The organism is Comamonas sp. MYb396 (genome assembly GCF_037479555.1).
Lineage (GTDB): Bacteria > Pseudomonadota > Gammaproteobacteria > Burkholderiales > Burkholderiaceae_C > Comamonas.
This window is the reverse complement of the sequence record NZ_JBBGYU010000001.1, coordinates 423,176-445,498: the sequence shown is the minus strand read 5'-3', so window position 1 is coordinate 445,498 and position 22,323 is coordinate 423,176. Positions and strand designations below refer to the sequence as shown.

The 22,323-nt window shown below is 62.6% G+C and carries 25 protein-coding genes; 18 read left to right on the top strand and 7 right to left on the bottom strand.

The features are described 5' to 3' along the window. Positions 1-256: 256 nt before the first annotated feature. Positions 257-730, top strand: a complete 474-nt coding sequence (locus WH265_RS02155) for a hypothetical protein (RefSeq protein WP_339536480.1) — start codon at positions 257-259, stop codon at positions 728-730. 22 nt (positions 731-752) lie between these two features. On the opposite strand, the gene WH265_RS02150 is transcribed toward WH265_RS02155, so the two are convergent. After that, entirely contained in the window at positions 753-1,643 is an 891-nt protein-coding gene (locus tag WH265_RS02150) for a LysR family transcriptional regulator (RefSeq protein ID WP_339557183.1), read from the bottom strand. Between the two features lie 106 nt (positions 1,644-1,749). On the opposite strand from WH265_RS02150, the gene WH265_RS02145 reads away from it, so the two are divergent. The 7 genes from WH265_RS02145 (at position 1,750) to WH265_RS02115 (ending at position 9,979) form a co-directional block, all read left to right on the top strand. Further along, complete coding sequence (locus WH265_RS02145) at positions 1,750-2,928, top strand: CaiB/BaiF CoA transferase family protein (RefSeq protein ID WP_339557182.1); 1,179 nt, start codon at positions 1,750-1,752, stop codon at positions 2,926-2,928. Between the two features lie 87 nt (positions 2,929-3,015). Continuing rightward, entirely contained in the window at positions 3,016-3,453 is a 438-nt protein-coding gene (locus WH265_RS02140; RefSeq protein ID WP_407928857.1) for a MaoC family dehydratase, read from the top strand. 50 nt (positions 3,454-3,503) lie between these two features. Then, on the top strand, positions 3,504-4,481 hold the full coding sequence (locus tag WH265_RS02135) for a Bug family tripartite tricarboxylate transporter substrate binding protein (RefSeq protein ID WP_339557181.1): 978 nt from the start codon (positions 3,504-3,506) through the stop codon (positions 4,479-4,481). A gap of 15 nt (positions 4,482-4,496) precedes the next feature. Beyond that, on the top strand, positions 4,497-5,654 hold the full coding sequence (locus tag WH265_RS02130) for an acyl-CoA dehydrogenase family protein (RefSeq protein WP_339557180.1): 1,158 nt from the start codon (positions 4,497-4,499) through the stop codon (positions 5,652-5,654). A gap of 13 nt (positions 5,655-5,667) precedes the next feature. Then, positions 5,668-6,696 (top strand): acyl-CoA dehydrogenase family protein, encoded by a 1,029-nt coding sequence (locus WH265_RS02125; protein WP_339557179.1) that lies wholly within the window; start codon positions 5,668-5,670, stop codon positions 6,694-6,696. A gap of 82 nt (positions 6,697-6,778) precedes the next feature. Continuing rightward, positions 6,779-7,873 carry an enoyl-CoA hydratase/isomerase family protein gene (locus WH265_RS02120; RefSeq protein WP_339557178.1) on the top strand — a complete coding sequence of 365 codons (1,095 nt, stop codon included), beginning with the start codon at positions 6,779-6,781 and terminating at the stop codon, positions 7,871-7,873. Positions 7,874-8,014: 141 nt separating this feature from the next. Beyond that, complete coding sequence (locus WH265_RS02115) at positions 8,015-9,979, top strand: oleate hydratase (protein WP_339557177.1); 1,965 nt, start codon at positions 8,015-8,017, stop codon at positions 9,977-9,979. A gap of 90 nt (positions 9,980-10,069) precedes the next feature. On the opposite strand, the gene WH265_RS02110 is transcribed toward WH265_RS02115, so the two are convergent. The 3 genes from WH265_RS02110 to smpB all read right to left on the bottom strand — a co-directional run bounded on the left by WH265_RS02110 (position 10,070) and on the right by smpB (position 11,785). Next, complete coding sequence (locus WH265_RS02110) at positions 10,070-10,471, bottom strand: COG4315 family predicted lipoprotein (protein WP_027010979.1); 402 nt, start codon at positions 10,469-10,471, stop codon at positions 10,070-10,072. Positions 10,472-10,593: 122 nt separating this feature from the next. Then, a complete protein-coding gene (locus WH265_RS02105) occupies positions 10,594-11,208 on the bottom strand; it encodes a Pr6Pr family membrane protein (protein WP_339557176.1) in 615 nt (204 codons plus the stop codon). 103 nt (positions 11,209-11,311) lie between these two features. Then, entirely contained in the window at positions 11,312-11,785 is a 474-nt protein-coding gene (gene smpB / locus WH265_RS02100; protein ID WP_021027262.1) for an SsrA-binding protein SmpB, read from the bottom strand. A 137-nt stretch (positions 11,786-11,922) separates the two neighbouring features. Between smpB and WH265_RS02095 the strand changes: the two genes are divergently transcribed. Continuing rightward, entirely contained in the window at positions 11,923-12,363 is a 441-nt protein-coding gene (locus WH265_RS02095) for a type II toxin-antitoxin system RatA family toxin (protein ID WP_116924090.1), read from the top strand. Next, positions 12,356-12,712 carry an RnfH family protein gene (locus WH265_RS02090; RefSeq protein ID WP_445228473.1) on the top strand — a complete coding sequence of 119 codons (357 nt, stop codon included), beginning with the start codon at positions 12,356-12,358 and terminating at the stop codon, positions 12,710-12,712. The genes WH265_RS02095 and WH265_RS02090 overlap by 8 nt, the downstream gene beginning before the upstream one ends. A gap of 85 nt (positions 12,713-12,797) precedes the next feature. Here WH265_RS02090 and WH265_RS02085 read toward each other — a convergent pair whose 3' ends face one another. Further along, positions 12,798-13,382: a DUF4124 domain-containing protein gene (locus WH265_RS02085; RefSeq protein ID WP_339557175.1), complete on the bottom strand. Its 585-nt coding sequence runs from the start codon at positions 13,380-13,382 to the stop codon at positions 12,798-12,800. A gap of 144 nt (positions 13,383-13,526) precedes the next feature. On the opposite strand from WH265_RS02085, the gene guaB reads away from it, so the two are divergent. The 5 genes from guaB to guaA all read left to right on the top strand — a co-directional run bounded on the left by guaB (position 13,527) and on the right by guaA (position 18,271). Then, positions 13,527-15,002 (top strand): IMP dehydrogenase, encoded by a 1,476-nt coding sequence (guaB, locus tag WH265_RS02080; protein WP_021027258.1) that lies wholly within the window; start codon positions 13,527-13,529, stop codon positions 15,000-15,002. 61 nt (positions 15,003-15,063) lie between these two features. Continuing rightward, positions 15,064-15,522, top strand: coding sequence for a DIP1984 family protein (locus WH265_RS02075; protein ID WP_339557174.1), 459 nt, complete (start codon positions 15,064-15,066; stop codon positions 15,520-15,522). Between the two features lie 383 nt (positions 15,523-15,905). Beyond that, complete coding sequence (locus WH265_RS02070; protein ID WP_116924086.1) at positions 15,906-16,166, top strand: type II toxin-antitoxin system Phd/YefM family antitoxin; 261 nt, start codon at positions 15,906-15,908, stop codon at positions 16,164-16,166. Further along, a complete protein-coding gene (locus tag WH265_RS02065) occupies positions 16,163-16,609 on the top strand; it encodes a type II toxin-antitoxin system VapC family toxin (RefSeq protein ID WP_339536471.1) in 447 nt (148 codons plus the stop codon). The genes WH265_RS02070 and WH265_RS02065 overlap by 4 nt, the downstream gene beginning before the upstream one ends. Positions 16,610-16,654: 45 nt before the next feature. Further along, positions 16,655-18,271: a glutamine-hydrolyzing GMP synthase gene (guaA, locus tag WH265_RS02060; protein WP_021027254.1), complete on the top strand. Its 1,617-nt coding sequence runs from the start codon at positions 16,655-16,657 to the stop codon at positions 18,269-18,271. A 159-nt stretch (positions 18,272-18,430) separates the two neighbouring features. Here the strand turns inward: guaA and WH265_RS02055 are convergent, their stop codons facing one another. Further along, positions 18,431-19,432 carry an IPTL-CTERM sorting domain-containing protein gene (locus WH265_RS02055; RefSeq protein ID WP_339557173.1) on the bottom strand — a complete coding sequence of 334 codons (1,002 nt, stop codon included), beginning with the start codon at positions 19,430-19,432 and terminating at the stop codon, positions 18,431-18,433. A 181-nt stretch (positions 19,433-19,613) separates the two neighbouring features. After that, complete coding sequence (locus tag WH265_RS02050) at positions 19,614-20,486, bottom strand: AraC family transcriptional regulator (RefSeq protein WP_339557172.1); 873 nt, start codon at positions 20,484-20,486, stop codon at positions 19,614-19,616. Between the two features lie 98 nt (positions 20,487-20,584). Here WH265_RS02050 and WH265_RS02045 point away from each other — a divergent pair, with 98 nt between their 5' ends. Genes WH265_RS02045 through WH265_RS02035 form a run of 3 tightly spaced genes read left to right on the top strand, consistent with a single transcriptional unit; the run spans position 20,585 to position 22,286 of the window. Then, on the top strand, positions 20,585-21,112 hold the full coding sequence (locus WH265_RS02045; protein WP_339536468.1) for a carboxymuconolactone decarboxylase family protein: 528 nt from the start codon (positions 20,585-20,587) through the stop codon (positions 21,110-21,112). A gap of 45 nt (positions 21,113-21,157) precedes the next feature. Further along, the gene (locus WH265_RS02040; RefSeq protein ID WP_312988568.1) at positions 21,158-21,427 is read left to right on the top strand and encodes a DUF2024 family protein; all 270 of its coding nucleotides are present in this window, start codon (positions 21,158-21,160) and stop codon (positions 21,425-21,427) included. Positions 21,428-21,470: 43 nt separating this feature from the next. Further along, complete coding sequence (locus WH265_RS02035; protein WP_339557171.1) at positions 21,471-22,286, top strand: YggS family pyridoxal phosphate-dependent enzyme; 816 nt, start codon at positions 21,471-21,473, stop codon at positions 22,284-22,286. Positions 22,287-22,323 lie beyond the last annotated feature (37 nt).

Below are 22,323 nucleotides of genomic sequence, written 5' to 3'. Positions count from 1 at the left end.
ACACGAGACTCGCGGCATGGCGCTGCCAACATCAAATGATAGAATTGAACTATTAATTTAATAATATTAATTAATAAATATTAACAATTTGCGAGGCCGATTTTCGGCCTTCGTCTTTTGTTTTTGAGCAATCGATGCGGGCCGATTTGCGCCATTTGTGCGATCTATACCGCACGTGCTTGATGACCCCATCGATATCCATCGGTAGCCAAAGTCTGCCGTTCATCCTTGTTATTTCTTCATGGAGTAGTTCGCTTTGAAGTTCCATTATTTGGCAGTGTTAGCTGCAGTGTCGCTGTCCGGCTGTGTCAGCAACCCATCGACTTCGTCAACCGATGCCAAGCCCCAGGATCTGGTGCAGGCCATCCAGATCTTTGAACAGGTCTGCATCAAGCAGGCCCCGTCCTTTGCGGGCTCGATCCAGGCAGCAGCCGAGTTCGGCGTCAAGGATGTCATGGATGGGGGATTTGCCACATTTGCGTCTAAACCCGACAAGAGCCTGACTGTGCAGGTCAAAGAGGGACGAGAGTGCGCCGTAACCACGCCTTCGCAGCGCGACAGAACGCTGAGCAAACAGCTGCTGTCCGTTATTCAGAAATATTCCACCACCACGGTGGCGACACGCATCCCAACCCAGGGAACCATTGAAGGCACAAGCTTCCTGTTCCACCACGACCGCAAGGGTGGCGAGGCCTTTGTCATGCTGGCCAAGGATGGCGTTAAGAAGTAAAGGGCTTCAGCTCGTATGTTCATCACTGTCCCAAGCTCAGCAGCAGCTCCTTCAAACGCTGGGCAGTAGCCACCGGCTGGCGCTGGTTCAAGGCCAGCGCAATGCCGATCTGGGGCAGGTGCTGGGTGTCGGTCAGCTCGCGGAAGATGACGCCGGGTGTCGCGGCCTTGGCGACCACGGCCGGCACCAGGGCCACGCCCAGGCCGGCGCCCACCAGGCTCACCAAGGTCTGGGCCTGCACGGCATGCTGCTTGATCTGCGGCATAAAGCCGGCGTTCTGGCAAGCCAGCACCACGAGGGCATGCAGGCCCGGCACCTCGCTGGGGCGGTAGTTCACAAAGGGCTGGTCGGCCAGGTCGATCAGCTGCAGGCTGTCCTTGATCTGCAGTGGGTTGCCTGCGGGCAGGGCGGCAATCAGGCGGTCGGGCTCGACGGGGGTGATGGACAGCTCGGTGGCCTGCGTGACGGGATAGCGCAGCAGGCCGGCATCAAAATCACCGCTGGCGACCTGGGCGCAGATCTCGCGCGTCGTGGATTCGGTCAGCACCAGGTCAATCGCAGGGTGGGCGGCGCGAAAGGTCTGCACCAGTTGCGGAATCAGCGAGAACGTGGCCGAGCCGATAAAGCCGATATGCAGGCGCCCCAGCTCGCCGCTGGCGGTGGCCTGCGACACGGCCTGCACCTGGCGCGCATGGTAGAGGGCCAGCTTAGCGCTCTCCAGCGCCGCCCGGCCCGCGCTCGAGAGCACCGTGCCGCGCCGGTCGCGCTCGAACAGCTGCACGCCCAGGTCGTCTTCGAGCTTGCGGATCGACTGCGACAGCGGCGGCTGCGACATATGCAGCTGCTCGGCCGCCTGGCGGTAGTTCAGGGTTTGCGCCAGGGTGACAAAGTGGCGCAGTTGGCGCAAGTCCATTGATATCTCCTGTGTATCAGTACCTGTCAATTGCGACATAGACACAGCTGTGAAACATATCAAATAATGCCATTCATCGCTATCACCACAACGACGGAGACAAGCCTTGAGTGCATTGACAGGCCTGCGGGTGCTGGACCTTTCCAGCGTGATTTTCGGGCCGCTGGCCAGCCAGGTGCTGGCCGATTACGGCGCCGAGGTGATCAAGATCGAGCCGCCTGGCGGCGACTCCACGCGCTACACCGGGCCGGCGGCCGAAGCCGGTATGTCGGCGCTGTTCATGGGCTCCAACCGCAGCAAGAAAAGCGTGGTGCTGGACCTGAAGGCGCCCGAAGCCCAGGCAGCGCTGCATGCGCTGCTCAAGACCGCCGATGTCTTCATGCACAGCATGCGGCCGCAAAAGCTCGCCAAGGTGGGGCTCGACCCAGTGCGGCTGCGCGCCCAGTACCCGCGCCTGGTCTATGTGGGCCTGCATGGCTTTGGTGAGGACGGCCCCTATGCCGGCCTGCCGGCCTATGACGATGTGATCCAGGGCATGAGCGGCCTGGCCGACCTGATGGAGCGCCAGACCGGCGAGGCCCGCTACCTGCCCACGATTGCGGCCGACAAGACCTGTGGCCTGGTGGCAGCGCATGCGGTGATGGCGGCCTTGTTCCAGCGCGAGCGCACGGGCGAGGGCAGTTTTGTCGAGGTGCCGATGTACGAGACCATGGTGGGCTTCAACCTGGTTGAGCACTTTTACGGCATGCATTTTGAGCCCGCGCTCAGCGGCGCCGGCTACCCGCGCGTGATGGCGCCCTGGCGCAAGCCCTACAAGACCTTGGACGGCCATGTCTGCATGATGCCCTACACCGATGGCCACTGGCGCCGCTTTTTTGCCGCCGTGGGCCAGCCCGCGCTGGCGCAGGACGAGCGCTTTGCCACCCAGGCCCAGCGCACCCGCCATATCGCGACCCTGCTGGAGACCATGAGCAGCTATGTCGCGCAAAAGGACACTGCCTACTGGCTGCAAACCTGCGAGGAGCTGGAAATTCCCGCCGCCCCCGTCGCCCGCATGGACGACCTGCCGCGCGACCCGCACCTCCAGGCCACCGGCTTTTTTGTCGAGCAGCACGACCCCGCCATGGGCACGGTGCGCTTTCCGCGCTCTTCCGTGCGCATCGATGGCGCGCAGGCGCCCATCGGCATGCCGCCGCGCCTGGGTGAGCACACCGAGCAGCTGCTGCGCGAGGCCGGTTGGGACGATGCCCGCATTGCGGCGTTGCAGCCCTCGGTGGCTGAATGAAATGCAGAAAGTAAAAACACCATGACCGCCCATAACTGGATTTCTTCGACCGACAACCGCGCAGCCAAGCTGGCAGGCACTGCCCGCATGGGCCAGGGCTTTGTCTGGCAGGACCTGCAGGTCGGCCAGCAGCTGCGCACCTTTCGCCGCACGGTGACGGAGACCGACCTGGTCAATTTCATCAATACCACCGGCATGCTCGAGGCCATCTTTATCGAAGACGGCTACGACGGCGGCGCGATCCGGGGCCGCCCGGTGCCCGGTGCGCTCACCTACACCTTGATCGAAGGCTTCATCCTGCAAAGCATGATCCAGGGCACGGGCCTGGCGATGCTGGAGCTGCACCAGAAGATCCTGGGCCCGGTGGTGGTGGGTGACACGATCGAGGCGCTGGTGGAGGTGACCGATATCAAGCCGACCAGCAAAGGTGGCCGGGCGGTGGTGACTTCGCGCATCGAGGTCTACAACCAGCGACAGGAGCAGGTGATGGTCTACACCGCCGTGCGCCTGCTCGCTGGGCGCTAGGCGATCACAGCAACCCGCGTCAGATGAAAAAACACATACAGGAGACAAAGATGCAATATGGTTTGGTACGTCGTTCCGCCTTGCTGGCCCTGGCGCTGGTTGCTGTTGGTGGGGCCGCACAGGCGCAGGATCCCTGGCCCAGCCGGCCGATCACCCTGGTCGTGCCGTTCCCGCCTGGGGGGCCCACCGATATGGTGGCGCGCGTGCTGGCCCAGCAGGTGGGCCAGCAGCTGGGGCAGACGGTCATCGTCGACAACCGGCCCGGCGCCAACGGCAATATTGGCAATGCGCTGGTGGCCAAGGCGGCCGCCGATGGCTATACGGTGCTCTACAACACCTCGTCGATTGCGCTCAGCCCCTCGCTGTACAAAAAGCTCAGCTACGACGTGGCCAAGGACCTGCGCCCGGTCGCATTGACGGCCGTGGTGCCGCTGGGCCTGGTCGTCAACCCCAAGGTGCCCGCCAACACGGTGCAAGAGCTGGTGAAGTATGCGCAAGACAACAAGGGCAAGCTCTCTTACGGCTCGGCCGGCAATGGCAATGTCACCCACCTGGCCGCCTTTCAGGTGGTGCAGCACTATGGCATCGACGCCAGCCATGTGCCCTACAAAGGCAGCGCCCCGGCCGATGTGGACCTGGTGGCCGGCCAGATCGAGTTCATGACCGACACCATCAACTCGGTCGCGCCCTTCATCAAGGACGGCAAGCTCAAGCTGCTGGCAGTCAGCACCGCCCAGCGCATTCCGAATTTTCCCAACGCTCCCACCCTGGCCGAAAGCGGCATGACCGGCTTTGAGGCTGGTGCCTGGCAAGGCGTGATGGTGCCCGCCAAGACGCCCGATGCGGTGGTGCAGCGGCTGAACGCTGAGCTGATGAAGGCGCTGAAGGACCCCGGTGTGCTGGAGAAGCTGCGCGTGCAGGGCACCGAGCCGCTGGGTTCTACCCCGCAGGCCTATGGCGACTATATCCAGAGCGAGATCAAGCGCTGGGCCGGCGTGGTCAAGAGCACGGGCGTGTCCCTGGATTGAACGAAAGCGAAGACGATGACGATTTTGAACGGACTGGCGCTGACGCGCATCCCGCCCGAAGGCGAAGCGCTGCGCGCCCAGGTGCGTGCCTTTTTGCAAGAGGCGGTCAAAGACATTCCTGCCCATATCCGCGCCAAATCCTGGAGCGGCTACGACCCGGCCTTCAGCCGCAAGCTGGGCGAGAAGGGCTGGCTGGGCATGACCTTTCCCACCGCCTATGGCGGCCACGCGCAGGGTGCGTTTGCGCGCTATGTGGTGGTCGAGGAGCTGCTCAATTTTGGCGCCCCGGTCGGCTCGCACTGGATTGCCGAGCGCCAGAGCGCGCCCTTGATCCTGAAATACGGCACCGAGGCGCAAAAGCAGCGCTATGTGCCGCCGGTGGCGCGCGGTGAGAGCTTCTTCTGCATCGGCATGAGCGAGCCCAATGCCGGCTCGGACCTGGCCAGCGTGCGCACGCGCGCCGTGTCCAACGATGCCGGCTGGCTGCTCAATGGCCAGAAGATCTGGACCACCAACGCCCAGCACTGCCAGTACATGATTGCGCTGGTGCGCACCTCGGGCGAGGCGGCCGACCGCCAGAAAGGCCTGTCGCAGCTGATCGTGGATCTGAGCCTGCCGGGCGTGACGGTGCGGCCCATCGAAGACATGTCGGGCGACCGCCATTTCTGCGAGGTGTTTTTTGACAATGTGCAGCTGGCCCCTGATGCGCTGGTGGGCGCCGAAGGGCAGGGCTGGGAGCAGGTGACGGCAGAGCTGGCTTTTGAGCGCAGCGGCCCTGAGCGCCTGTTTTCGTCCGTGGTACTGCTGGACCAGTGGCTGGCCTTTTTGCGCACGCAAGCGGCGCCGCGCGCCGAATCCCTGAAGCTGGCCGGCCAGATCCTGGCGCGCCTGGCACCGCTACGCGCGCTCTCGGTGGCGGTGCAGGAAAAGCTGGTGCAGGGCCAGAGCCCCATCGTCGAGGCCGCCCTGGTCAAGGACCAGGGCACGGTGCTGGAGCAGTTCATACCGGCTGCGATTGCCGATGACCTGATGGCGCTGGAGGGCGAAGCCGTGCCGCACGAGTTGCTGCTGACCCTGAACTACCTCAGCCTGGTATCGCCGTGCTACACGCTGCGCGGCGGCACCCGCAGCATTTTGCGCGGCATGATTGCGCGCGGCCTGGGCCTGCGTTGAGCGCAAGGAGAAGATGATGGACCATTTGATTACCGAGGCCCTGCGCGATCTGCTGACTGGCCAATGCACGCCCGCTGTGGTGCGCGCGATCGAGGGCGAAGTGGCTGCCGGCCAGAGCCCCGCCGCTGCGGCGCTGTGGCAGCAGATTGAGGACACCGGCTTTGCCGACCTGCTGCTGAGCGAAGAGGCTGGCGGCGCCGGCCTGGGCTTGCGTGATGCCTTTGGCGTCTGGGACTTGCTGGGCCAGCACGCGATGCCGCTGCCGCTGGCAGAGACCATGCTGGCGCGGGCCTGGCTGGCAGCTGCCGGTGTGGCGCTGCCGCAGGGCGCGATTACATTGGCTCCGCAGCTGGCTGCTGATTCCGGGGGCCTGCGGGCCAGTGGTGTGCGCGGCGCCCGCGTGGCGCCATGGGTGCTGGGCCAGCAGGGCGCTGATCTGTGGTTGCTGCCGGCGGCCGCCGCGCAGGCCAGTGCCAGCATTTTTGTGCTCGATGCGGATCTGCACTGGCCTGAAGCCGCGCTGGCCTCGGCCCAGCGGCTGCCGGCCGCAGCGTCATTGCTGGTGGCCCAGGCCGGGCTGGTGTCGGCCTTGCTCGCGGGCAGCCTGCTGACGGTGTTTGAGAGCACCTTGAACTTTGCCAACGAGCGCCAGCAGTTTGGCCGCCCGATTGGCAAGTTCCAGGCGATCCAGCATGAGCTGGCGGTGATGGCCGAGCATGTGAGCGCCGCACGCATGGCCGCGCAGATCGCCTGCGAGGCCGATGGCGTGGCCGCAGACCCGCTCAAGGTGGCCGTGGGCAAGGCGCGCACCAGCGAGGCTGCGGTGGAGGTGGCATCGCTCGCGCATTCGATCCACGGCGCGATTGGCTTTACCACCGAGTTTGACCTGCAGCTCTACACCCGCCGCCTGCACCTGTGGCGCCAGACGGCTGGCAGCGAAAGCTATTGGCAGCTACAGGCTGGCCAAGCATTGTTGGCGGCCGATGGCATGGCGCTCGATGTGATCCGCCAGATCACGGACAGCTGCACGCCCGTAGCCTGATTTGGCACCTGATTGACCGCAGCCCGCGCCGTTTTTCGGCTATGGTGGCGGTTGTTTTCAGAAGAACAAGGAGTCAAATCTTATGTCGGTCTACACCGAAGATGTGCAAAGCGAAGTGCGTGGCCAGCTGGGCTTGATCACGCTCAACCGGCCCAAGGCGCTGAACGCGCTGTCGCTGGCGATGGTGCGCGAGCTGCGCGATGTGCTGCTGCGCTGGCAGCAGGACGAGAAGGTGCTGGCCGTCGCGATCCGGGGCAGCAACAAGGAGGGCGCCTTTGGCGCCTTCTGCGCTGGCGGCGATATCCGCTTTTTGCATGCAGCGGGCATGGCAGGCAACCCCGAGCTGGAGGATTTCTTCAGCGAGGAATATGCGCTCAACCACCTGATCCACCATTTTGGCAAGCCCTATATCGCGTTCATGGACGGCATCGTGATGGGCGGCGGCATGGGCATCAGCCAGGGCGCAAGCCTGCGCATCGTCACCGAGCGCACCAAAATGGCCATGCCCGAGACCGCCATCGGCCTGTTCCCCGATGTGGGCGGCGGCTACTTCCTCTCGCGCTGCCCCGGCCATGTGGGTGAGTACCTGGGCCTGACCGGCCAGATGATCGGCGCGGCCGATGCGCTGGCCTACCAGCTGGCCGATGGCTACCTGGGCAGCGCGCAGCAGCAGGCGCTGTGGGACGGGCTGGCCAGCGGCAGCTTTGCCAATGGCCAGGCCGTAGAAGCCTTTGTCAAAGCCGCCTTGGCACCTCTACCTGAGCGCGCAGCCAACCCCGATGCCGAGATCGCCCAGTATTTTGGCCTGGCCGATGTGCCGGCCATCATCGCTGCGCTGGAGGCCGGCAGCAGCGACTTCGCCCGCGCCACCGCCGAGACCCTGCGCAAGCGCTCGCCGCTGATGCTGTTTGTCGTGCTCGAGCAGATCCGCCGCGCACGCGGCATGGGCCTGGCCGAAGACCTGCGCATGGAGCGCGACCTGGTGCGCCACTGCTTCTATTTGCGCCCAGACCGCAAAAGCGAAACGCTCGAAGGCATCCGCGCGCTGGCGGTCGATAAGGACCACCATCCCCGCTGGAGCCCCGCCCGCATTGAAGAGGTGGACCTGCAGGAAGTGGCACAGATGTTTGCCAGCCCTTGGCCGGTAGAGGCGCACCCGCTGCTGGCGCTGAACTGATAAGCCATCAGCCATCACAGCCTCCGAGCCAGACAAGGGCCTGCGTGAATACGTAGGCCCTTGCCGCCTGTCAAAGGGCCTGGCGAATCGGTGTGCTATACCTTGGCATGTGATCCTCAGGTATCCATGAAAGGCAAGACCATGACGCATGCAGACTCCCAGGCCTCCTCGATCCGCGTGGAGGCCAATATCGGCGAAGGCTTTTGGCGCAAGGGCCCGCAAGACAGCCTGCCACCACCGGACATGATGGGCGCCTATATGCGCAACCGGCCGGTGTTGGGCGCGCCGGTAGCGGGGCGCAAGGCCTGGATCATCGGCAGCGGCATTGCCGGCCTGGCAGCCGCCTTCTACATGATCCGCGACGGCGGCATGGCCGGCGAAGACATCACCATCTTGGATACGCTGGGTGTGGCTGGCGGCTCGCTCGATGGCGCGGGCAATGCCGAGCAAGGCTATATCGTGCGCGGCGGCCGCGAGATGAACTGGAACTACGACAACTTCTGGGACCTGTTCCAGGATGTGCCGGCGCTGGAGCTGCCCGAGGGCTACAGCGTGCTCGACGAATACCGCTTCGTCAACGACAACGATCCGAACTGGTCCAAAGCCCGGCTGATGCACCAGCAGGGCAAGATCCGCGATTTCTCGACGCTGGGTCTGACCAAGGCGCACCAGTGGGAGATCGTCAAGCTGCTGCTCAAGCGCAAGGAGGAGCTCGACGACATCAGCATCGAGTCCTATTTCAGCGCCAGTTTTCTGGAGACCAATTTCTGGTACCTGTGGCGCTCGATGTTCGCGTTCGAGAACTGGCAAAGCCTGCTGGAGATGAAGCTCTACATGCACCGCTTCCTGGACGCCATCGATGGCCTCACCGACATGTCGGCGCTGGTGTTTCCCAAGTACAACCAGTACGACAGCTTTGTCGTGCCGCTGACGCGCATGCTCAAGGACAAGGGCGTGAAGGTGCAGTTCAACACCCGTGCCTATGACCTGGACATGAAGGACGATGCGGGCCGCCGCACGGTGACCGCGATCCGCTGCAAATCAGCAGGCCAGGAGGTTCAGATTGACGTCGGCCCCCATGATGTGGTGTTTGCGCTGACTGGCTCGATGACCGAGGGCACCGCCTATGGCGACCTGGACACCGCGCCGGTGCTGGCGCGCGGCAATGAGGAGCCGGGTGAGGACAGCGACTGGACCCTGTGGAAGCGCCTGGCGGCCAAGTCGCCGGTGTTTGGCCGGCCCGAGAAGTTCTATGGCGATGTGAAGGGCTCGATGTGGGAGTCCGCCACCTTGACCTGCAAAGCCTCGCCGCTGATCGACAAGCTCAAGGAGCTGTCGGTCAACGATCCGTACTCGGGAAAGACGGTGACCGGCGGCATCATCACCTTCACCGATTCGAACTGGGTGATGAGCTTTACCTGCAACCGCCAGCCGCACTTCCCCGACCAGCCCGGCGATGTGCTGGTGCTGTGGGTGTACGCGCTGCTGATGGACAAAAAGGGCAACCATGTGGCCAAGACCATGCCCGAATGCACGGGCCGTGAGATTCTGGCCGAGCTGTGCTACCACCTGGGCATTGCCGACCAGATCGATGCGGTGGCGGCCAATACCAAGGTGCGCCTGGCCTTGATGCCTTACATCACCGCGCAGTTCATGCCCCGCGCTGCTGGCGACCGGCCCCATGTGGTGCCCGAAGGCTGCACCAACCTGGCCTTGGTCGGCCAGTTTGTCGAGACCAGCAATGACATCATCTTCACGATGGAAAGCTCGGTGCGCACCGCGCGCATCGGTGTCTACACCTTGCTGGGCCTGCCCAAGCAGGTGCCAGACATCAGCCCCACGCAGTACGACATCCGTAACATCATCAAGGGCGCGCGGGCGCTGAATGGCAACCAGCCCTTTGTCGGCGAGCGTTTGCTGCACCGGGTTCTGGGCAAGACCTATTTCGCCCACATCCTGCCGCCGCTGCCCGAGAACGAGGAGACCTTGCGCGAGCGCGCGGAATCGGAGCTGGCGCAACTGCTGGGCAAGGGCGGCCAGGCTTTGAGCAAGGTCTCCACCTGGCTGGAGCGCTACAGCAGCAATCTGCGCGACAAGTCCAAATAAGCAGCGCGCGGGACTGATCGCCCCAACGCAAAGAGGTGGCCGCAAGGCCACCTCTTGTTGTTTGCGCTAAGGGCTAAAGGCGCTGGCCAATCAAGGCTTGGCCAGCTTCCACACACCGCCGCCCATGCCATCGCCACGCTTGTCGCCCGCCTGGCTGTCTTTGGCAAAGTAGTACAGCGGCCAGCCCTTGTAGGCCCATTGCTGGGTGTTGTCGGTGCGGGTGATGATGCTGAAGTCACCAATCGGCTTGGCACCGGCGGCCACGCCCAGCGGCGGCCAGTTGGTGGCGCACTGCTGGTAGCAGGTGGATGCACCGCTGCCGGCAGTGTCCTTGGTGAAGGTGTAGAGCGTGCGGCCATCGGGGCCGACGAGCACGCCATCTGCGGATCGCACTGGCGTGCTCGTGTCCGCCGCTTTGTGGTGCATGGAGCCACAGGCGGTCAAAAGAACGGCGGACAGCGGAATGGCCAGTACAGCAAGCTTGGAGAACATAGACGGCACCCAGGTTGGTTGATGGTGTCCTCAATATAGGTGGGGGCGCTGGCCTGCCATGTCGGACAGATGCCCATCCTGGCCGCGCGCCGCGCCCAGCCGCCGGTCCGCTGTGTCGGGCCTTATCGCATGCGCTTGCTGGCAGCCAGGCCCTGGGCGGCAGCCAGCAGCACACTCCCCAGCACGACAAAACCCAGCGCAATCGCTGCCGCATAGACCGCCACACCGCCAAAGCCACCGACATGGGCCGGGTTCAAAAAAGGGTAGGGGTACCAGCCCGTCAGCTGGCCGCGCAGCAAGGTGTAGAGGAGGTAGAGCGCCGGCAGGACCAGCGCCTTGCCCAGAGCCTTGCGTGCCAGCGGCGTGGCCGGCGGGGCGAGCAGCCAGTCGAGCACCACGGCGACCGGCATCAGGTAGTGCAGTACCGCGTTGATCCAGGCCTGCATCAGGCCCACATCCAGATTGCGCAGCAGCAAGGCAAACACCAGGCCGACAATGGCCATATTGAGCGCGGAGAAAAAACGCAACAGGCTGAGCCAGGGGCGTTCGCCATGCGCCGGTGTGCATGCACTGAGCACCAGCACCAGCGCGGCCAACAGGTTGGACAGCACCGTGAAATAGCTGAAGAAGTTGGCAAAACGCAGGCCGTGCGCGGCATGCAGAGACAGCTGTTGGCCGATAGCCGCAAGGACCAGGGTGGCCAGGCCAAAGCGCGCAAGCCGCAGCACTGTGTGCATGGCGGGGTCTCCCGTCAGAATGGAGCCGCTATCTTAGAGCCAGGGCATGATTTTTCTCAGGCGCTGGCGCCCAGGTGCAACCACCGTTGAAGCATCTGGTCTATCAGCGGTTATGCACCTTCATCGCGCGCTCGACCTCGCGCTTGCCTTCGCGGTCCTTGATCACATCGCGCTTGTCGTGCTCGGCCTTGCCCTTGGCCAGCGCAATATCGCATTTGGCCAGGCCGTTTTTCCAGTGCAGGTTGATGGGGACGAGGGTGTAGCCCTTTTGCTCGACCTTGCCGATCAGGCGCTTGATCTCGTCCTTCTTCATCAAGAGCTTCTTGATGCGCGCGGCATCGGGGCTCACATGGGTGGAGGCGGTCTTGAGCGGGTTGATCTGGCAGCCCATCAGAAAGAGCTCGCCATTCTTGACCAGCACATAGCCATCGGTGAGCTGGGCCTTGCCCTCGCGCAGCGCCTTGACCTCCCAGCCGTGCAGCACCATGCCCGCTTCGAAGCGTTCCTCAAAGAAATAGTTGAATGCAGCCTTCTTGTTATCGGCTATGCGGCTGTTGGTGTTGTTCGTCTTCGACATAATTGCAATATTAGGGGCAAAACGGCTTTCCCAAGTCCATAGGGCTGCTGGGGGCTGCGCTTTTTGTTCTGGTCTATGATTTTATGAATGTTTCGGGCCGCAGCCGGTTTGCTGCTGCGGCCCTCTCTCCTGTCTGCATGAAAACTGTCAACAAGTCCGTCCTGATCTGGTACAGCCCCCAGGAGATGTTCGATCTCGTGGCCGATGTGCCGCGCTATCCCGATTTTCTGCCCTGGTGTGACCATGCGCGCGTGCTCGAGCAGCACGCCGATGGCGTGACAGCCGAGGTCGGCATTGCGCTGGCGGGCATCAAAAAATCCTTTGTCACCCGCAACACCTATGAGCCGGGCAAGCGGCTGCAGATGGCCCTGGTCAAGGGACCGTTCTCGCAGCTGCAAGGCGACTGGCGCTTTGAGCCGGTGGGCGATGGCAGCCAGCGCGCCTGCAAGGTATCGCTGAGCCTGAGCTATGGCTTTGACAGCATGGCGCTGGCCGCCGTGGTCGGCCCCATTTTTGACAAGATCGCCGCCACGATGATGGATGCTTTCATCCAGCGGGCCGAGAAGATCTATGGCTGATACCGCAGCGGACGCCGCGCTGATGCAGATCGAGGTGGTCTGGGCCCAGAACGGCCAGCCCCAGACGGTGCAGCTGCAGCTGGCCGCCGGTGCCAGCCTGGCCCAGGCCCTGGCAGCGGCTGGCCAGCAGAGCGGTCAGGTGTTTGCCGATGCGCAGGATGCAGGCATCTGGGGCAGGGTGCGGCCCCGCAGCCAGCTGCTGGCCGATGGGGATCGGGTGGAGCTGTACGAAGCCCTCAAGGTCGACCCCAAGAAAGCGCGCCGTGAGCGCTTTGCCAAGCAGGGCGCCCGCGGCACCGGCCTGTTTGCCCGGCGCAGGCCGCAGTCCAAGGCCGGCTACGGCGCCTAAAGAAAGGTCCACAGCCATTGCGCGGCCATCGCCGCATGAAAAAAGCCAAGCAGATGCTTGGCTTTTTGGCGTGGGGCACGGACGATCAGCAGTTGTTGAAGATCACCTCATCGGTGCGCTTGATCTCGGCATCGCGCTGCTCGGCGCTCTGGAACACCATCTCGCCCTTTTCATTGGGCGCGCGCACGGCCTTGCCAGTGTCATACATCGCCTTGGCCTGCTGGGCGCGTTTGCAGTTGTCGGCCTTGGCTGCTGCTTGCTTGGTTTTTTCAGCGGCTTCAGCATCGGCCTTGGCTTTGGCATCAGCTGCCTTCTTGGCTTCAAGCTCCTTGTCCTTGCCGGTAGCGGCCTTGGCAGCGGCTGCGCCGCCAGCCGGAGCGGACCCAGCAGCGGGGGCGGGGGCGGGGGCTGCTGCACCATCGCCAGACTCGCCTTCCTGGGGAGCGGGGGCGACCTCGCGCAGCGCAGGGCCCGTGCCCGAGGACTGCACGCCCTTGAGCGAGCCGTAGCCCTTGGGGCGCTTGACGATGTTTTTCTCTGGCACGTCCAGCCCGGGTGGTCGGTCGCTGAAGACCTTGCGGCCATCTTTGTCGATCCACTGCCATTGGGCCATGGCGGGCGCGCCAATGCCAATGGCTACCGTGAGCAGGAGCAGCTTGATGAGTTTCATAGAAGGCGAGTGTAGCTTGCCGATTGTCAACGCCAGACAAAGTTGTTGGTTAGAGATAACAACCTGGAGTTGTGGGGCTGTCATACGGCGGCCCTGCAAGCTGCTTACAAAAGACGGTAGAATCTTTCTTTTGGAGCCTTCACAATGCGCCTGATCGGAAAAGCGCTCACCTTCGACGATGTGTTGCTGGTGCCCGCATACTCCCAAGTCCTGCCCAAGGACGTCTCTCTCGCCACCCAATTCTCCCGCAATATCCGCCTGAACCTGCCCCTGGTGTCTGCCGCCATGGACACGGTGACGGAAGCCAGACTGGCGATTGCCATCGCCCAAGAGGGCGGTATTGGTGTGATCCACAAGAACATGACCGCCGAGCAGCAAGCTGCCGAGGTCTCCAAGGTCAAGCGCCATGAATCGGGCGTCGTGCACGACCCGGTGGTGATCACGCCTGAGCACACGGTGCTGCAGATCATGCAGCTGTCCGAGGAGCGGGGCATCTCCGGCTTCCCGGTCTGCGACGGCGGCAAGGTGGTTGGCATTGTGACCAGCCGCGATCTGCGCTTTGAGACCCGCTACGACGTCAAGGCGCGCGACATCATGACGCCGCGCGACAAGCTGGTGACCGTCAATGAAAAGGACGACACCACGCCCGCTGCAGCCAAGGCTTTGCTCAACAAGCACAAGCTCGAGCGCATTCTGGTGGTGAACGATGCCTTTGAACTCAAGGGCCTGATCACCGTCAAGGACATCACCAAGCAAACCACCTTCCCCAATGCCGCACGTGACCGCGCTGGCCGTCTGCGTGTGGCGGCTGCCGTTGGCGTGGGCGCTGGTACCGAAGAGCGTGTGGACCTGCTGGTCAAGGCTGGTGTGGACGCCCTCGTGGTGGACACCGCCCACGGCCACAGCCGTGGCGTGATCGAGCGCGTGCGCTGGGTCAAGCAGAACTACCCCCAGGTCGATGTGATCGGCGGCAACATCGCCACCGGCGCAGCGGCGCTGGCGCTGGTCGAGGCCGGCGCTGATGCGGTCAAGGTCGGTATCGGCCCCGGCTCCATCTGCACCACCCGTATCGTGGCCGGTGTGGGTGTGCCCCAGATCATGGCCGTGGACAGCGTGGCCCAGGCCCTGCAAGGCACGGGAGTGCCTTTGATCGCTGACGGCGGTATCCGCTTCTCGGGCGATATCTCCAAGGCCCTGGCCGCTGGTGCATCGACCATCATGATGGGCGGCATGTTTGCGGGTACCGAAGAAGCACCCGGTGAAGTGATCCTCTACCAAGGCCGCTCGTACAAGAGCTACCGTGGCATGGGCTCGATCGGCGCGATGCAGCAAGGCTCGGCCGACCGCTACTTCCAGGAATCGAGCACCGGCAACCCCAATGCCGACAAGCTGGTGCCCGAAGGCATCGAAGGCCGCGTGCCCTACAAGGGCTCGATGGTTGCGATCGTCTACCAAATGGCCGGCGGCGTGCGCGCATCGATGGGCTACTGCGGTTGCGCATCGATTGCCGAGATGAACGAGAAGGCCGAGTTTGTGGAAATCACCGCAGCCGGTATCCGTGAGTCGCACGTGCACGATGTGCAGATCACCAAGGAAGCGCCGAACTACCGCGCTGACTGATGGTCCTGAGAATGGCTGCCGCTGGCAGCCATTTTTTTGGAACCCCTTTGAAGGAATGCCGATGAAGCTTGCCGAAGCCCTGTTGCTCAGAGCCGACCACAAGAAAAAGCTGCTCTCGCTGCGTGAGCGCATTGCCCGCAATGCCATCGTGCAAGAGGGCGAGCAGCCCAAGGAGCGGGTTGAAGACCTGCTGGCCGAGGCCACCTCGACCTTGCTCGCGCAGCAGCAGCTGGTGCGCGCCATCAACACCGCCAACGAGACGGCCCGCTTGGCCGATGGCCGTCTACTGGCCGATATCCTCGCCCAGCGCGATACTCTGGTCGCCCAGCATTCGCTGCTGGTCGCCACCATCGCCGCCACGCACAAGGATGTGGACCGCTACAGCCAGCGCGAGATCAAATGGCTGCCGCAGATCAACGTGGCCAGCTTGCAAAAGCAGGCCGATGACCTGTCGCGCCGTATTCGCGAGACCAATGTGGTGCTGCAATCGGCCAATTGGCAGGTTGATGTGGCGGCATAGGTTTTCACTGACCCAGCAGGAGATGACTGTCTAGTTTTTGGAGCGCCACGGGCGAGTGCAAAGACCCCGGCTGGGAGCCAGGGGGTTGAAAATATTCTGGGTCCCATCTGGATGCGCGGAGGGCAGCGCAAACGTGCTCAATACACGGCTTACCCATCAGCCCGGAACCACGTACCCTGTACCTTTGACAGCGTATACCTCACCACCTTGCACTGACGCGGCGCTCCTCTCCCTCTTGTGACAACAGCCCATCAGGCGCTGTTGCACCACAAGCAGCCACAACCAAAACCCCTTCAATTCTGGTCTATTGGCATAAAACTGGTCTGAATGATAGAATCTGGTCTGAATTGATGTTCAGGCCAGATTTTTTGTCACCCACTTCCATGCACAGCGTCGGTATCTACGAAGCCAAAACCCGTTTTTCTGCCCTGGTCGAGTTGGTCGAGCAGGGCGAGGAAGTGCGCATCACGCGCCACGGCAAAGAAGTGGTGCGCATGCTGCCGATGCGGCGCAAGCCGGTGATCACCGACGAACAGATTGCCCGTGAGCTGGCCCAGATTGAGGCCTTGCAGGCCAGCATTGCGCCCGCCTCTGATGCGGATGCAGTCCCTCAGCTGCGCCGCAGCGGCAGGAGCGCTGCATGAGCGCCGCCTTCAGTGCCTTTGTGCTCGATGCCTCGGTCACCGCAGCCTGGCTGTTGCCGGAAGCGGCGAGCAGCGATACCCAGCGCCTCTACGCCCGCATTCGCCGCCATGAGGTGGACCCGCAAGCGCCCAACCTCTGGTTCTGGGAATGCAGCAACCTGGTCGCTACCGGTGCCAACAGCGGCCGTATCCCGCTGGGCAGTGTTGAAGGCCTCTGGGGCGTGCTCGATGCCATACGCCACCGGGTGGAGCTCCATGACCTGGCACCTGCCCAGCACAAGGCCGTGCTGGATGTCGCGCTGGCCACCGGCCTGCCGGTCTACGATGCCGCCTACCTGTGGCTGGCCCAGTCGCTGCGCCTGCCGCTGGCCAGTTTTGATGCTGCGCAAGTGGCAGCAGCCCGCCAATGCGGCATCACCGTGCTGGCCGCCGACGATTTTTGACCCATCCACCCCGTTTTTTCTCTATCCAAACCCAACGATCCTGCTATGCAACACGACAAGATCCTCATCCTTGACTTTGGCTCCCAAGTCACCCAACTGATCGCCCGCCGCGTGCGCGAAGCCCATGTCTACTGCGAAGTGCATCCCTGCGATGTGAGCAGCGACTGGGTGCGCGAGTTTGCCGCTGACGGCAAGCTCAAGGGCGTGATCCTGTCCGGCAGCCATGCCAGCGTCTACGAAGTGGATGACCGCGCACCGGACGCCGTGTTCGAGCTGGGCATTCCCGTGCTGGGCATCTGCTACGGCATGCAGACCATGGCCACCCAACTGGGCGGCAAGGTCGAAGGCTCCAACAGCCGCGAGTTTGGCTACGCCGAAGTGCGCGCCCATGGCCACACCGAACTGCTCAAGGGTATCGAAGACTTCGTGACCCCCGAAGGCCACGGCATGCTCAAGGTCTGGATGAGCCACGGCGACAAGGTCACCGCGCTGCCACCAGGCTTCAAGGTCATGGCCTCGACGCCATCCTGCCCGATCGCCGGCATGGCCGACGAGGCCCGCCGCTACTATGCGGTGCAGTTCCACCCCGAGGTGACGCACACCGTGCAGGGCCAGGCCTTGCTCAACCGCTTTGTGCTCGATATCTGCGCCACCCAGGCCGACTGGATCATGGGCGACTACATCGAAGAGGCCGTGGCCAAGATCCGCGAGCAAGTCGGTGACGAAGAGGTGATTTTGGGCCTATCCGGCGGTGTGGATTCGTCCGTCGCTGCCGCGCTGATCCACCGTGCCATTGGCGACCAGCTGACCTGCGTGTTTGTCGACCATGGCCTGCTGCGCCTCAACGAAGGCGACATGGTCATGGAGATGTTCGAAGGCAAGCTCCACGCCAAGGTTATCCGCGTGGATGCCTCCGACCTGTTCCTGGGCAAACTCGCTGGCGTGAGCGAGCCAGAAGCCAAGCGCAAGATCATCGGCGGCCTGTTTGTCGACGTCTTCAAGGCCGAGGCGGCCAAGCTCAAAGCAGGCGACGGCGGCCACAAGGGCGCCACCTTCCTGGCCCAGGGCACCATCTACCCCGACGTGATCGAGTCGGGCGGCGCCAAGAGCAAGAAGGCCGTCACCATCAAGAGCCACCACAACGTCGGCGGCCTGCCAGAGCAGCTGGGTCTCAAGCTGCTCGAGCCGCTGCGCGACCTGTTCAAGGACGAAGTGCGCGAGCTGGGCGTCGCCCTGGGCCTGCCGCGCGGCATGGTCTACCGCCACCCCTTCCCCGGCCCAGGCCTGGGGGTGCGCATCCTGGGTGAAGTGAAAAAGGAATACGCCGACCTGCTGCGCCGCGCCGACGCCATCTTCATCGAAGAACTGAACAACTGGGTGGACGACGCCACCGGCAAGACCTGGTACGACCTGACCAGCCAGGCCTTCACCGTCTTCCTGCCCGTCAAGAGCGTGGGCGTCATGGGCGACGGCCGCACCTACGACTACGTCGTGGCGCTGCGCGCGGTGCAGACCAGCGACTTCATGACGGCTGACTGGGCTGAACTGCCTTATGGCCTGCTCAAGCGCGTGTCGAACCGGATCATCAATGAAGTGCGCGGGATCAATCGCGTTACGTATGATGTGTCTAGCAAGCCGCCTGCGACGATTGAGTGGGAGTGAGCTGGCTCTAGAAAGTAGCCAGAACTAGCTTGAAGGCATTCCATGCTGAGCCCGCTGTATAGCGGGCTTTTTTGCGCCCTTCAGGCATCTAGGTCTGTCAGTTGCAGCTGGGTAGCAAGGCCAGTAGCCAGGGCATCTGCGGGCGCATTCTCAGCCAGATTAATACTGACGGCGGCGCGTCCAACCAAAGAGCGCAAGCAGGGACGAAAGAGCAACGGTAGCCCAGATACCGAGGGTTGGCACCGGTGTGGGAGCTGCAGTTGCTTGCACCGCTGTGATTTCTATCGTGAACGACTTGGTATCGCTGAGCGACGTGGGGCTACTGGCATCCGTTGCGGAAATATCCACCGTGAATGTACCGCTCTGTGTAGGTTTGCCAGATAAGACGCCGGTTACCGGGTCAAGAAGAAGTCCAGCAGGAAGATTGTTTGCGCTCCAAGTCAACGGAGCGAGTCCGCCAGTTGCTTCTACCGTAAATGGTAAATAGTCTTTGCCCTGCATTCCTGCTGGCAGACTTGCAGTGGCGATAGAAACCGGCGGAATCACCTGAGCTGCAGTGCCAGCAGTTAAATCATCAAAGCCAAAGACATCCGTTGCATTACTGTTATTAAAAACAACAGAGACAAATGGATTGTCCATATCTATGAGGCCATAATAAAATACTGAGCCATCTGCGGCGGGATTGCTGTGTGGAACGGCAACTGTACTGGATGTGCCATCTGAATAGGTGATGCTCAACTGTCCGCCAAAATCGGATATGTCTGTCGCATAGAATCCAAAAGCGGTCTGTGGCAATGAGAAGCTAATGGTGAAGTTGGTGCTGGTCTCTATAAAGTTGGAGCCGGACGTAGCAAATCTGCCATTTCCCAAAAAGTTGGTAACCGTTGCTGATCCGGAAAGAGTTGCGGTTCCAGATGCACCCATGTTCACAGAAAATGGTGTCGGCGTGCCTGCACTGATCGCATCAAAATTCTCAGTATTTGCGCCATTCAGTCGCGCAATAAATGCATCCCGCGCGGCATCGGATTGGGGTCTGGGTGCGCTGGCAGATCCATTAACAGCATCCTCTCCGAAAAATGTCTCTACGGCAGCATTGGCCAAGCCTGCTGATGCCAGCCCTGCAGAAAGAATACCGATCCTGAGAGTATGAAGAACGCGCATTGTCTAGCCTCTTATGTAAAAAATAACATTTGATATAAGAGTTCTTTTACGTGCAATCCCCAAAATTAGTGATTTTCACAGTGAAAGGTTGGTGGGAAAATATTCCATGGAGTTGCCCTTGGTTCATTAGATCCATAAAACATGTGTCTCCGAGCGTCAATGTGCGGAGCCGAGGTGCAGCTTAAGGATGGGCTTGAACCAGCGTCGCCAACCACTCCCTCGGTGACACCCCCACCTTCCCTGCAAACGCCCGCGACAAGGCGGAAGGATTTGCATACCCCAGCTCCTCCGCCAGCACCTTGATCGAGCGCCTCTCGCGCAGCCCGTTCTGCGCCAGTGCCACCCTCCAACCTGTCAAATAATCGGCAGGCGTTTGCCCCACCAGATCGCGAAAGGTATTGGCAAACGCGGTGCGCGACATCCCCGCTTGCGCTGCCATGCGCTCCAAGGTCCAGGCGTCGCCCGGGGCGTCGTGCATGGCGACCAGGGCGCGGGCCAGGCGTGGGTCGGACATGCCATTGACCAGGCCAGGGCGGATGCCGGCCTCCTGCGGGTGGTCCAGCAGCCAGCGCAGCAGCTGGATCACGACGACTTCAAACAGACGATTGACCAGCAGGCGCTGGCCGCAGCGCACCTGGTCGGTTTCGGACAGCAGCAGTTGCAGCGCCATGTCCATGCCAGGCACCTGGGCCAGCGGCAAGGCTATTAAAGGTGGCAGTGAGCGGGCCAGCGGGTTGGCCGATCCGCCTTCAAACACGAGGCGTGCACAGCTGAAGTCGGCGCCTTCTTGCGGTGGGTTGTGAAAGCGGTGGGTGAACGGGGCAGGGTAGAGCAGTACGGTGGGCTCTTCAAAGCGCAGCGATTGCGGCACATCGCGGGCGCCAGGGTGGCTCACTTCCAGCTCGCCACGGCGCAGCACATGCAGGTAACCAAAGCCCTCACTGGCATCAAAGTGGGTCAGGCCGCAGAGCGCGCCGGAGTGGTGCAGCTGCGCCTTGACGCGAAAGCGCTCCAGGATGCTGGAGAGACGGTCGATTGAGGCTGCGGGTTGCATGCTGTACGAATTGGTGTTATTTGTGAATTAATTAGTCCAAATTATACATTCGGGGCGCGCATACTGACTCTGCGTTTCAACCCCTTCAGGAGTCTTTCATGTCCCGCGTTTCTACCGACAACACCCCCGCCGCCAGCCAAGCCGTGATGGCGCAGATTCAGAGCGCCTTTGGTGCCACGCCCCATATGTTCAAGGTGGTTGCCAACTCTCCCGCCGCGCTGCACAGCATGTGGGCCGCCTTTGGCGCACTGGGCAAAGGCAGCATTGGTGCGAAGCTTGGCGAGCAACTGGCGGTAGCCATTGCCAACTACAACCGCTGCGAATACTGCCTGGCCGCCCACATGGTGCTGGGCCAAAAGGCCGGCGCCAGCCTGGCCGATATGTCGGCCGCCCAGATTGGCCAATCGGGTGATGCCAAAACCGCAGCCGCCTTGGCGTTTGCGTTGAAGGTGGTGGCGCAGCGTGCGCAGATCAGCGATGCCGACATTGCCAGCCTGCACCAGGTCGGTTTTGGCGATGAGCAGGTCGTGGAGATCATCGCGCATGTGGCTTTGAGCCTGTTCACCAACTACATCAATGTCGCCTTGGATGTGCCAGTGGATTTTCCGAAAGTCGCACTGAAGTGAGCCCGACGCCTGCGCTGCCCATCGACCTGTTGCAAGAGGTACTGAATGAAGATCGCTGTTTTTGACACCTATGTGCTGCGGCCCGATGGGCGCAGCATGCATTTCGATATCCTCGTGCGCGACCAGGAGCCCGATAAGGGGATCGATGCCGTGCTCGCGCATGGCCGCCGCTATCTGGCCGCCAAGCGGCTGCCGGCTGAATCGTTGACAGCGCAGGAATGCCGCTTTTGCCATGTCCAAGCGGCTGCGCCAGCGGTGGAGCAAGAGATCGCGCGCAGCGGCTTTGCCATCATCGAGCTGCAGCATTGCGATTGACGCACCGGCAGATTCGCACCTACGCACCAGAGAAAGCATCGGCATGAAAGCAGACACTCAGCGGACCACCGCGACCCGGCATGACCAGCATGGCCGCTGGCCACAGGCCGAATCCGTCGATGACTTTCGCCACAACCTGGCCATCGTCCATGCCCGTATCGCGGCGGCCTGCCAGCGGGTGGGGCGCGACCCGGCCGCAGTGCGCCTGTTGCCTGTGAGCAAGACCAAGCCCGAGTCCAGTCTGCGCCTGGCCTATGCCGCCGGCTGCCGCATGCTGGGTGAGAACAAGCCGCAAGAGGCCTATGGCAAATGGAAGGCAATGCAGGATTTGCCCGATCTGCAGTGGTCGGTTATCGGCCACCTGCAAACCAACAAGGCCAAGCTGGTGGCGCGTTTTGCGACCGAGTTCCAGGCGCTGGACAGCCTGCGTGTGGCCGAGGCGCTGGAGCGGCGCCTGCAGGTGGAAGGGCGCAGCTTGGATGTATTTGTGCAAATCAACACCTCGGGCGAGGCGAGCAAGTATGGCCTGCCGCCTGAGGAAGCGGCGGCTTTCATCAAAGCGCTGCCCGCGTTCTCTGCGCTGCGTGTGCGCGGGCTGATGACCTTGGCGCTGTTTTCTGCCGAGGCCGCGCAGGTGCGCCAGTGCTTTGTGCGCCTGCGTGGTTTGCGTGATCAGCTGCGGCAGGACGCGCCGGCGGGTATCAGCCTGGATGGGCTGTCGATGGGCATGTCGGGGGACTACGAGATGGCGGTGGAGGAGGGTGCCACCATTGTGCGCGTGGGGCAGGCGATCTTTGGCGCGCGGGCCATGCCGGATAACTATTACTGGCCTGTGGCGGTCGCACAGCAGGCGGGCTGATGGGTTTGAGTCAGGATCCAAGTCCCAGCTAGGTTGA

Coding starts and splice junctions, on each gene's coding strand:
- WH265_RS02150 (WP_339557183.1), bottom strand. CDS start 1,643: ATGGACTTGCGCCAACTGCGCCACTTTGTCACCCTGGCGCAAACCCTG.
- WH265_RS02140 (WP_407928857.1), top strand. CDS start 3,016: ATGGGCCAGGGCTTTGTCTGGCAGGACCTGCAGGTCGGCCAGCAGCTG.
- WH265_RS02135 (WP_339557181.1), top strand. CDS start 3,504: ATGCAATATGGTTTGGTACGTCGTTCCGCCTTGCTGGCCCTGGCGCTG.
- WH265_RS02130 (WP_339557180.1), top strand. CDS start 4,497: ATGACGATTTTGAACGGACTGGCGCTGACGCGCATCCCGCCCGAAGGC.
- WH265_RS02125 (WP_339557179.1), top strand. CDS start 5,668: ATGATGGACCATTTGATTACCGAGGCCCTGCGCGATCTGCTGACTGGC.
- WH265_RS02120 (WP_339557178.1), top strand. CDS start 6,779: ATGTCGGTCTACACCGAAGATGTGCAAAGCGAAGTGCGTGGCCAGCTG.
- WH265_RS02115 (WP_339557177.1), top strand. CDS start 8,015: ATGACGCATGCAGACTCCCAGGCCTCCTCGATCCGCGTGGAGGCCAAT.
- WH265_RS02110 (WP_027010979.1), bottom strand. CDS start 10,471: ATGTTCTCCAAGCTTGCTGTACTGGCCATTCCGCTGTCCGCCGTTCTT.
- WH265_RS02105 (WP_339557176.1), bottom strand. CDS start 11,208: ATGCACACAGTGCTGCGGCTTGCGCGCTTTGGCCTGGCCACCCTGGTC.
- smpB (WP_021027262.1), bottom strand. CDS start 11,785: ATGTCGAAGACGAACAACACCAACAGCCGCATAGCCGATAACAAGAAG.
- WH265_RS02095 (WP_116924090.1), top strand. CDS start 11,923: ATGAAAACTGTCAACAAGTCCGTCCTGATCTGGTACAGCCCCCAGGAG.
- WH265_RS02090 (WP_445228473.1), top strand. CDS start 12,356: ATGGCTGATACCGCAGCGGACGCCGCGCTGATGCAGATCGAGGTGGTC.
- WH265_RS02085 (WP_339557175.1), bottom strand. CDS start 13,382: ATGAAACTCATCAAGCTGCTCCTGCTCACGGTAGCCATTGGCATTGGC.
- guaB (WP_021027258.1), top strand. CDS start 13,527: ATGCGCCTGATCGGAAAAGCGCTCACCTTCGACGATGTGTTGCTGGTG.
- WH265_RS02075 (WP_339557174.1), top strand. CDS start 15,064: ATGAAGCTTGCCGAAGCCCTGTTGCTCAGAGCCGACCACAAGAAAAAG.
- WH265_RS02070 (WP_116924086.1), top strand. CDS start 15,906: ATGCACAGCGTCGGTATCTACGAAGCCAAAACCCGTTTTTCTGCCCTG.
- WH265_RS02065 (WP_339536471.1), top strand. CDS start 16,163: ATGAGCGCCGCCTTCAGTGCCTTTGTGCTCGATGCCTCGGTCACCGCA.
- guaA (WP_021027254.1), top strand. CDS start 16,655: ATGCAACACGACAAGATCCTCATCCTTGACTTTGGCTCCCAAGTCACC.
- WH265_RS02055 (WP_339557173.1), bottom strand. CDS start 19,432: ATGCGCGTTCTTCATACTCTCAGGATCGGTATTCTTTCTGCAGGGCTG.
- WH265_RS02050 (WP_339557172.1), bottom strand. CDS start 20,486: ATGCAACCCGCAGCCTCAATCGACCGTCTCTCCAGCATCCTGGAGCGC.
- WH265_RS02045 (WP_339536468.1), top strand. CDS start 20,585: ATGTCCCGCGTTTCTACCGACAACACCCCCGCCGCCAGCCAAGCCGTG.
- WH265_RS02040 (WP_312988568.1), top strand. CDS start 21,158: ATGAAGATCGCTGTTTTTGACACCTATGTGCTGCGGCCCGATGGGCGC.
- WH265_RS02035 (WP_339557171.1), top strand. CDS start 21,471: ATGAAAGCAGACACTCAGCGGACCACCGCGACCCGGCATGACCAGCAT.